6 protein-coding genes are annotated in these 8397 nt (G+C 70.7%); 2 read left to right on the top strand and 4 right to left on the bottom strand.

The genetic code is table 11. From position 1 onward, the window contains the following. The first annotated feature begins 283 nt into the window (after positions 1–283). A complete protein-coding gene (locus tag HW445_RS11405; protein WP_180220911.1) occupies positions 284–2851 on the top strand; it encodes a discoidin domain-containing protein in 2568 nt (855 codons plus the stop codon). Positions 2852–2943: 92 nt separating this feature from the next. On the opposite strand, the gene HW445_RS11400 is transcribed toward HW445_RS11405, so the two are convergent. From HW445_RS11400 to HW445_RS11385, 4 genes are read right to left on the bottom strand one after another with little or no spacing between them, the layout of a single operon-like run. Beyond that, the gene (locus HW445_RS11400) at positions 2944–4314 is read right to left on the bottom strand and encodes a GH1 family beta-glucosidase (protein WP_180220910.1); all 1371 of its coding nucleotides are present in this window, start codon (positions 4312–4314) and stop codon (positions 2944–2946) included. A 44-nt stretch (positions 4315–4358) separates the two neighbouring features. Beyond that, on the bottom strand, positions 4359–5222 hold the full coding sequence (locus tag HW445_RS11395) for a carbohydrate ABC transporter permease (RefSeq protein WP_180220909.1): 864 nt from the start codon (positions 5220–5222) through the stop codon (positions 4359–4361). Continuing rightward, a complete protein-coding gene (locus HW445_RS11390) occupies positions 5215–6198 on the bottom strand; it encodes a carbohydrate ABC transporter permease (RefSeq protein ID WP_180220908.1) in 984 nt (327 codons plus the stop codon). The genes HW445_RS11395 and HW445_RS11390 overlap by 8 nt, the downstream gene beginning before the upstream one ends. Before the next feature lie 8 nt (positions 6199–6206). Beyond that, positions 6207–7523 (bottom strand): sugar ABC transporter substrate-binding protein, encoded by a 1317-nt coding sequence (locus tag HW445_RS11385; protein ID WP_180220907.1) that lies wholly within the window; start codon positions 7521–7523, stop codon positions 6207–6209. A gap of 163 nt (positions 7524–7686) precedes the next feature. Between HW445_RS11385 and HW445_RS11380 the strand changes: the two genes are divergently transcribed. Beyond that, the coding region (locus HW445_RS11380) for an ROK family transcriptional regulator (protein ID WP_180220906.1) at positions 7687–8397 on the top strand (711 nt) is incomplete at its 3' end.

Raw genomic sequence — 8397 nt, 5'->3', positions numbered from 1 at the left:
CCGCCAGCCACCGGCCTCGCGCGCGTCGACGACTTCTCGCACGGACGTCAGATCCACGCCCTCACCTTGGCCGCTCCGGTCTCCCGGCCCGGTCAGCACACGCGGCGCGCCCCGCCCTGTCACTCCTCGGGCACAGCTGACTTCTTTTCATGAATGCGTGCGCGAGGGCTTGTCGAGGCATCGGTTCATCACTTAAATCAAACCCTGAATTAAGTCGCACAGTTCCAGCGTGCGCGAGCGGACGTCATCCCCCCTCGTACTTCCACCCGCATGGAGCCAGGACATGAGACTCAGATCCCTGGGTGCCGCTCTCGTCGCCACGGCGGCGTTGCTCACCCTCCCCGCACAGTCCGCCTCGGCGCGGCCCGACCAGGCGCCGGCGGCGCCGGCCGCCGCCGAGATCCCCCTCTCCCAGGGCCGTACGGCCACCTCCTCCTCCGACGAGAGCCCGGTGTACGCGGCCGGGCTCGCGGTCGACGGCGACACCGGCACCCGGTGGTCGTCGGCGGCCGCCGACGGCCAGTGGCTGCGCGTCGACCTCGGCGCGAGCGCCTCGGTCACCCAGGTGGTGCTGCGCTGGGAGGCCGCCTACGCGGCCGACTACCGCATCCAGTTCTCCCCGGACGGCGCCACCTGGACCGACGCCCGCAAGGTGACCGGCGGCGACGGCGGCACCGACACCGTCGACGTCTCCGGCGCCGCCCGCCACGTGCGGGTGTACGCCGACCGCCGGGCCACCCAGTACGGCGTCTCCCTCTGGGAGTTCCAGGTGTTCGGCACCACCGGCACCGCCTCCGGATGTTCGACGGCCAACGCCGCGCTGAACCGCCCGGCCACCGCCTCCTCCACCGAGAGCGCCGCTCTCGCCGCCTCGGCGGCCTTCGACGGCAGCGGCTCCACCCGCTGGTCGAGCGCCCACGCCGACCCGCAATGGCTGCGGGTCGACCTCGGCTCCGTCCAGGACGTCTGCCGGATCGACCTGGACTGGGAGGCCGCGTACGCCCGCGACTTCACCCTCCAGGTGTCCGCCGACGGCACCACCTGGACCACGCTGAGGAACGTCACCGGCGGCACCGGCGGCAAGGCCTCCTACGAGGTCGCCGGATCGGGCCGCTACGTGCGGTTGCACGGCACCGCACGCGCCACCGCCTACGGCTACTCGCTGTGGGAGATGGCCGTGCGCACCGGCTCGGGCGGCGGCGTCCCGCCGGTCACCGGCGGCGGCGACCTCGGGCCCAACGTGATCGTCGTCGACCCGTCCACGCCCGGCCTCCAGCAGCGCTTCGACGACGTCTTCGCGCGGCAGGAGTCCAACCAGTTCGGTGAGGGCCGCTACCAGTTCCTGCTGAAGCCCGGCACGTACAACGGCATCAACGCCCAGATCGGCTTCTACACCTCGATCTCCGGCCTCGGCCTCAACCCCGACGACACGCAGATCAACGGTGACGTCACCGTGGACGCCGGCTGGTTCAACGGCAACGCCACCCAGAACTTCTGGCGTTCGGCGGAGAACCTGGCCATCACCCCGTCCAACGGCACCAACCGGTGGGCGGTCGCCCAGGCGGCCCCGTTCCGCCGCATCCACGTCAAGGGCGGACTCAACCTCGCCCCGAACGGCTACGGATGGGCCTCCGGCGGCTACATCGCCGACTCGAGGATCGACGGCACGGTCGGCCCGTACTCGCAGCAGCAGTGGTACACCCGCGACAGCTCGGTCGGCGGCTGGACCAACGGCGTCTGGAACATGACGTTCACGGGTGTCCAGGGCGCCCCGGCGACCAACTTCGCTTCGGGTCCGTACACCACGATGGACACCACGCCCATCTCCCGGGAGAAGCCGTTCCTCTACCTGGACGGCTCGGCCTACAAGGTGTTCGTCCCCGCCAAGCGCACCAACGCGCGGGGCGTGTCCTGGCCGGCCAACGCGGGCACGTCGCTCCCGCTGGACCAGTTCTACGTGGTCAAGCCGGGCGCGACCGCGGCCACCATCAACGCCGCGCTCGCCCAGGGCCTGCACCTGCTGGTCACCCCGGGCGTCTACCACCTGGACCGGGCGATCGAGATCGACCGGGCGAACACGGTGGTCCTGGGTCTCGGCCTCGCCACCTTCGTCCCCGACAACGGCGTCGACGCCATGCACGTCGCGGACGTGGACGGCGTGCGGCTGGCGGGCTTCCTGATCGACGCCGGTGCCACCCGCTCCGACACCCTGCTGCGGATCGGCCCGTCCGGCGCCTCGGCGGACCACGCCGCCAACCCGACCACCATGCAGGACGTGTTCGTCCGCGTCGGCGGCGCGGGCCCCGGCCTGGCCGTCAACGGCGTGGTGATCAACAGCGACGACGTGGTGGTCGACCACACCTGGATCTGGCGCGCGGACCACGGCGCCGGGGTCGGCTGGGAGACCAACCGGTCCGACTACGGCATGGTCGTCAACGGTGACGACGTCCTGACCACGGGTCTGTTCGTCGAGCACTTCAACAAGTACGACGTCCTGTGGCAGGGCGAGCGCGGGCGCACCATCTTCTTCCAGAACGAGAAGGCGTACGACGCTCCGAACGCCGCCGCGATCACCCATGACGGGATCGTGGGCTGGGCCGCGTACAAGGTGGCGGACTCGGTGAACACGCACGAGGCGTGGGCGCTGGGCAGCTACTGCAACTACACGTCCGACCCGTCGATCGTGCAGCACCACGGCTTCCAGGTGCCGGTGAAGCCGGGGATCAGCATGAACCACCTCCAGGTGATCTCCCTGGGCGGCATGGGCCAGTACCGGCACGTCGTCAACGACACCGGGTCGGCCACCTCCGGCTCGGACACCGTCCCCTCGAAGGTCGTCCGCTTCCCGTAGGCGGCCGTCCAGGCACGTGACAGGCGCCCGCTCGCGCACCGCACGAGGAAGCCCCCCGGGAGACCGGGGGGCCTTTCGTCACGCCGGGAGGGTCAGACCGCCAAGTCCCGTTCCTCCCCGCCGCCCGCCGTGTGGGAGCGGACGATCTCCGCGTACCGCCGGCCGCTGGACTTCACCGTGCGCCGCTGGGTCGCGTAGTCGACGTGGACGAGCCCGAACCGCTTGTCGTAGCCGTAGGCCCACTCGAAGTTGTCCAGCAGCGACCAGGCGAAGTAGCCCGCCAGCGGGGCGCCCCTGCGGGCGGCGGAGGCGCAGGCCGCGAGGTGGCGCTCCAGGTAGGCGGCCCGCTCCGGGTCCCGCACGCTCGCGTCCTCGCCCACCACGTCGGGGTAGCTGGAGCCGTTCTCGGTGACGTACAGCTCGCGGGCCCCGTACTCCTCGGTGAGCCGCAGCAGCAGCGACTCGATGCCGCCGGCGTCCACCTGCCAGTCCATGCCGGTGCGTTCCACGTCGGGCAGGCGGATCTCGCGGACGTACGGCGCGGGGCCGGTGGGGTCGTCGGCGACGGTCATCGGGAAGTAGTAGTTCAGGCCCAGCCAGTCCAGCGGCTGCGCGATCGTCTCCAGGTCACCGGCCCGCTCCGGGAGTTCGACGCCGTAGACCTCCCGCATGTCCTCCGGGAAGCCGCGCCCGTGCACCGGGTCGAGCCACCAGCGGTTGGTGTGCCCGTCCATCCGGCGGGCGGCGGCCAGGTCCTCGGCGGCGCCGGAGGCGGGGCGGATCTCGGAGAGGTTGTTGACGATGCCGACGCGGGCGCCGGGCGCGGCGGCCCGGATGGCCTGTGCGGCCAGGCCGTGGCCGAGCAGCAGGTGGTAGGAGGCGCGGACGGCGGCGGTCAGGTCGGTGAGTCCGGGGGCCATCCGGCCCTCGAGGTGTCCGATCCAGGCCGAGCAGAGCGGTTCGTTGAGGGTGGCCCAGTGCGTCACCCGGTCGCCGATCCGTCCGGCCAGCGCGGAGGCGTAGGCGGCCAGGTGGTGGGCGGTGTCCCGTTCGGGCCAGCCGCCGCGGTCCTGGAGGATCTGCGGCAGGTCCCAGTGGTAGGCGGTGACGGACGGCGTGATGCCGGCCTCGAGCAGGGCGTCGACCAGCCGGTCGTAGAAGTCGAGGCCCCGTTCGTTGGCGGGTCCGTCGCCACCGGGGACGACGCGGGGCCAGGCTACGGAGAGCCGGTAGGCGTTGACGCCGAGTTCCCTCATCAGCGCGATGTCCTCGCGCCAGCGGTGGTAGTGGTCGCAGGCCACGTCGCCGGTGTCGCCGTTGTCGACGCGGCCCGGGGTGTGCGAGAAGGTGTCCCAGATGGAGGGCGAGCGGCCGTCCTCGGCGACGGCGCCTTCGATCTGGTAGGCCGAGGTGGCCGTGCCCCACAGGAAGTCGCGGGGCAGCGCGGCGAGGTCGATGGACACGGGTTTCCCTTCGGAAGGTACGGGGTGCGGGGCGGTGCGGCCCGTCACTTGACGGCGCCGGCCGTCAGGCCGGCCACCAGATAACGCTGGAGGAGCAGGAACCCGGCGACCACCGGCACGCTCACCACCAGGGACGCGGCCATGATCTGGTTCCAGTAGACCTCGGTCTGCGTGGCGTAGGCCTGCAGGCCGACCGCGAGGGTGCGGGTGGCGTCGTTGGTCATCACGGAGGCGAAGAGCACCTCGCTCCAGGCGGTCATGAAGGCGTAGACGGTGACGGCCACGATGCCGGGCACCGCGGCCGGCACCACCACCCGCAGCAGCGCGGCCAGCGGTCCGCAGCCGTCCACCAGCGCCGCCTCGTCCAGCTCGCGCGGGACGGAGGCGAAGTAGCCGATCAGCATCCAGATGGAGAACGGCAGCGAGAAGGTCAGATAGGTGAGGATCAGACCGCCGCGCGAGCCGAACAGGGCGACGCCGGTGGCGTTGCCGATGTTGACGTAGATCAGGAAGAGCGGCAGCAGGAAGAGGATGCCGGGGAACATCTGGGTCGAGAGCACGGTGGTCGTGAAGATCCGCTTGCCGCGGAACTCGTACCGGCTCACCGCGTAGGCGGCGAAGACCGCGATCACCACCGAGCAGACCGTCGCCGCGCCCGCCACGATCAGCGAGTTGACGAAGTAGCGGCCGAGCGGGACGGTCGACCAGATGTCGATGTACGGGCTGACGGTGAGGTCGGCGGGCAGCCACCGGAACTCCCCCGAGACGTCCTGGAGCGGTTTGAGCGAGCTGGAGATCATCACCCAGACGGGCACCGCCACGAAGACGGTGAGCAGGGTCAGGAACACGCGCCGCGACCAGACGAAGGAGCGGGGCGCGGCCATGGGAGACCTGGGGGTGTCAGCCATCGGCCTTCCTCCGTCCGCGTGAGGTGATCAGCAGGTATCCGGCGGTGACCACGAGCAGGAAGAGCAGCAGCAGGACGGACATCGCCGATCCGCTGCCGAAGTTCCAGGTGACGAAGGAGGCCTGGTAGATGTGGATGGAGATCAGGTCGGCGGCCTCCGGCGCGGACTTGCCGAAGAGGACGAACGGCGTGTTGAAGTCGTTGAACGTCCACAGGAAGAGCACCAGGACGAGCACCTGGTTGACCGACCGGAGCGAGGGCAGGGTGACCCGCAGCAGCTGCTGCCACCGGCCCGCGCCGTCGAGGGCGGCCGCCTCGTAGAGCTCGCGGGGGACGGTCTGCAGGCCGGCCATCACGATCAGGAAGGCGAACGGCCAGCCCCGCCAGACCGAGACGGTCAGCATGGCCCAGAAGCTGTTGTCGCCGAGCAGCCAGAACGGCGCCTCGTCGAACAGCCCGAGCTGGTCGACCAGGACGTGGTTCACCAGGCCGTTGTCGCGCTGGAACATGAAGGTCCAGGTGATCACGGCGGCGTACATGGGCAGCGCGTACGGCACCAGGTACAGGGCGCGCAGCAGGCCCCGGCCGCGGAAGGACTCCTGGAGGTAGACGGCGGTGGTCATGCCCAGCAGCCAGCACAGGCCGACCGACAGGACGGTGAAGAGGCAGGTGACCCAGAAGGAGTGCAGCAGCGCCGCGCCGACGGGCGTGTCGACGTCGACGGCGACGCGGAAGTTCTCAAGTCCCCGCCACGGGGCGGTGGTCCAGTCGCGGATGTAGAACTGCGTGAGCTCCTTGAAGCTCATCAGCAGCCCGTACACCATCGGCACCAGGTGGACGAGGAGTTCGAGGGCGAGCGCGGGCAGCAGCAGCGCGTAGGGCAGCCAGGCCCGGCGCAGCCGTCCGGGGCGGCGCGGTGTCCGCGCCGCCCCCTCGGCCGCCCGCTTCCCCTCCGGGGGAGCGAGTGTGGTGGTCATGTGCTGCTTCACCCCTGCGGCATCTGCTGCTGGGCCTTGGTCAGCTTCTCCCGGACGAGGTCCTCGGTGACCGGTTTGCCGGCGGCGGCCTCGGCGAAGAGTTCCTTCACGGCGGTGCCGACGGCCGTCTCGAACTGCGACTCGGAGGGGACCTGGGGCAGTGGCGCGGCGCTCTTGGCGAGGGTGTCGCGGACCACCTTCTGGGTGGGGCCGTCGAAGGCCGGGTCGTCCTGGGCGGCCTTGACCGGCGGGATGGAGCCGTAGGCGGAGTTGAGTGTCTTCTGCTCGGCGTCACTGGTCATGAACTTCACGAATTCCAGGGAGCCGTCGAGGTTGTCGGTGTTCTTGAAGACGGCCATGTTGATCCCGGCCACCATGGAGTTGACGGCGGTGCCGCCGCCGGGCTCGCCGGACCCCACGGGTATCGGGGCGACGCCCCAGTCGTCGTCCGTCATCCCGTGGGAGGCGAAGGCGGTCTGCGCGTTCTGCCACATGACCATCGCCGTCTTGTTCTTGGCGAAGTCCTGGAGAGACTGGTTCTGTGCGTACTCGGCGTTGCCGGGAGCGATGATCTCGTGCTCGGCCATCAGGTCCACGTACTGCTTCACGGCGTCCACGGCGGCGTCGGAGGTGAAGTCGGGCTTGCCGTCGGCGGTGAAGAAGGTGGTGCCGTGCTGCCGGCCGAAGGTGAACACGTGGTGGATGTTCTCCGAGAGGTTGGCCCCCTCGGCGCCCAGCGCGAACTTCCCGTCGCCGCTGAGCCTCTTGCCGGTCTCGACCATCTCGTCCCAGGTGGCGGGAGGTTCGGTGATGCCGGCGTCGGCGAACATCTTCTTGTTCCAGTAGAGCGTGTAGGCCATCGAGTACAGCGGGACGGCGGCCGGGTCCTGGCCCTCGGCGCCCGCCGAGGCGATCGCGGACTCCACGAAGCGGTCGCGGCCGCCGATCTTGTCGAAGTTCTTGTCGTCCCAGGGCAGCAGCGCGCCGGTCGCCTGGAGGGACGCGGACCAGGTGTTGCCGATGTTGAGGACGTCCGGCCCCTGGCCGGAGGTGGTGGCGGCGAGGATCCTGTTGAGCAGGTCGCTCCAGGGCACGACCTCCAGCTCGACGTCGATCCCGGTGTCCTTCTCGAACTTGGCGATCTCGGCGGTGAGGATCTTCTTGTCCGCCTCGATGCTGGGGCCCTGATTGGAGGCCCAGTAGGTGAGCTTCTCGGGCGAGTCGCCGGACCCGCCGCCGGTCGCCGAACCGCCGCCGCAGGCGGATACGGCGGCCAGCAGGGAGACGGTGACCGCGCCGGCGGCCGCGGCTCGGATTCTGCGCATGGGTACGTAGGTCCCTTCCCGGGAGTCGACGGTCGGCGGCCCGCTTCCACGGCGCTTCCCGTCACGACTTAATTCAGGGCGTGAGTTAAGACCTGTGAGAAGGTCGCGTCAAGGCGTCGCGCAGAGGTATCTTGCGTTCGGGGATACGAACGGAAGGAACCGGATGAGGGCGCGGAACGGACGCACGGTGCGTGACCTGCGGCGGGGCAACCGGGCGGCCGTCCTGCGCCAGTTGTACTTCGACGGCCCGCTGACCCGCTTCGACCTCGGCCCGGCCACCGGACTGAGTTCGGGGTCGGTCAGCAACGTGGTCGCCGAACTGATCGCCGACGGCGTGGTGGAGGAGGCCGGCAGCGTCGACTCCGACGGGGGCCGCCCCCGGACGCTGCTGCGCGTGGTGCCGGAGAGCGGGCACCTGATCGGCGTCGACGTCGGCGAGACCCGGGTCCGGGTCGAGCTGTTCGACCTGGCGCTCGCCGAGGTCTCCCGCACGGAGAGACCGCTGGAGCCCCAGCGGTACGACGTGGAGGTGGTCACCGGTCACATCCGGGACGGCGTCGCGGAGGTGCTGGCCACGGCCGGTCTGGCGCCGGAGCGGCTGCTGGGCGTCGGCATCGGCGTGCCCGGCATCGTCGCCGGCGATCCGCAGCGGGGCGCGACGGTGCACGGGCAGACCATCGGCTGGGACGCCGTCCCGCTGGAGGCGCTGCTGCGCGAGCGGTCCGGACTCCCCGAGCGGGTGCCGTACTTCATCGACAACGGCGCCAAGACCCTCGGCCAGGCCGAGATGTGGTTCGGCGCGGGCCGCGGCGCGGGGGACGCGGTGGTGGTCCTGTTCGGCTCGGGCGTCGGCGCCTGCCTGGTCGCCGACGAC

Origin of the sequence: Streptomyces sp. UH6 (assembly GCF_013421635.1) — a bacterium.
Taxonomy (GTDB): Bacteria; Actinomycetota; Actinomycetes; order Streptomycetales; family Streptomycetaceae; genus Streptomyces; species Streptomyces abyssomicinicus.
The sequence above is the reverse complement of the archived record's forward strand: the minus strand, read 5'-3'. Positions and strand labels throughout refer to the sequence as shown.